Annotated in this window: 2 protein-coding genes; one reads left to right on the plus strand and one right to left on the minus strand. The window is 53.7% G+C overall.

The genetic code is table 11. From position 1 onward, the window contains the following. Positions 1-97, minus strand: a 97-nt coding sequence (locus BN873_RS21440) for a transposase-like zinc-binding domain-containing protein (RefSeq protein WP_420883364.1), incomplete at its 3' end; no start/stop codon positions are given. Between the two features lie 191 nt (positions 98-288). On the opposite strand from BN873_RS21440, the gene BN873_RS11195 reads away from it, so the two are divergent. Beyond that, entirely contained in the window at positions 289-1,056 is a 768-nt protein-coding gene (locus BN873_RS11195) for a 2-phosphosulfolactate phosphatase family protein (RefSeq protein ID WP_048673689.1), read from the plus strand. Positions 1,057-1,171: the final 115 nt, after the last annotated feature.

Here is a 1,171-nt window from a genome sequence, read left to right on the forward strand (position 1 = left end):
AGCCGCACGCTTTGCACCGATACCGTTGCAAACCCCGCACGCGACCGCTCTTGACCGACGCTTCGCTACCACACCGCTTGCAACCACCGCTTTCCATCCCTAGTCTCCCTTCAATTGAGCCTTTCCCTCCTATAATATCATAACTATCCTAAGTTAGGACTCTCATAAAACTTTATGTGGCTTTATAAGTATAGACTTGGCACTTTTCCCGGCTTGGTTTAACCTTGGTGAAATGAAGAAATCATCTCGCTTGCTACTGGCAGGAACGCCGCTCAGAGGACAAGCACCATGGAAATTTTCGTTTATCACACCCCTGATCTCGTGCCGGATTTGAGTAAAAATGCTCGCAAGGGCGGCTTGAATCTGGATATGCCCGCTTGTGCTATCGTCATTGATGTGTTGCGGGCCACGACCACGATGGCTACCGCTTTACAGTCGGGGGCTGAAGCCATTCAGGTCTTTGATGATCTGGATGAGTTGTATAGCGTGAGCGAACGCTGGCCGGAGGAACAACGATTGCTGGCCGGTGAGCGTAGCGGCGAGAAGCTGGATGGCTTTGATTTAGGCAATTCACCGTCGGAATGTACGCCGGAACAGGTCGCGGGTAAGCGGATTTTTATGAGCACGACAAACGGTACTCGTGCCCTGGAGCGGGTTCAGCAGGTGCCGATTCTGCTAACCGCTTCCTTGACCAATCGGGCGGCGGTGGTGCGTTTTCTGATGCAGGAGCACCCGCATACGGTGTGGATTGTGGCAGCGGGTTGGCGCGGCAGTTTTTCGCTGGAGGATACGATCTGTGCGGGGGCGATTGCCTGCGGCTTGAGTGTGGAGCGGGATAGCGACTGCGCCGGAGACGATGAATCCATCGCGGCGATGGCGTTGTTTGAGCGCTGGGAGAAGCGGCTGCCGCAATTGATCCGTTATGCACACCATGGACGTGGCTTGGCGGCGCTGGGCTGTGAGGAGGATTTGGATTATTGCACTCGGCTCGATAGTGTGGATGTCGTGCCGTTGCAGGTGGAACCGGGGGTGTTGAAGCCTGCACGATTTTATTGAGGCAATTTTTAGTATCCTGAGAGACTGTAAATTCGATTGTGTAAATGCTCCACTGTAGGAAACGAGGACACTGACGTGTCAGGAGCATTGACGATGACGACACCATTAAGCAAAG

This window comes from Candidatus Competibacter denitrificans Run_A_D11, assembly GCF_001051235.1.
In the GTDB taxonomy this organism is placed as follows: Bacteria; Pseudomonadota; Gammaproteobacteria; order Competibacterales; family Competibacteraceae; genus Competibacter_A; species Competibacter_A denitrificans.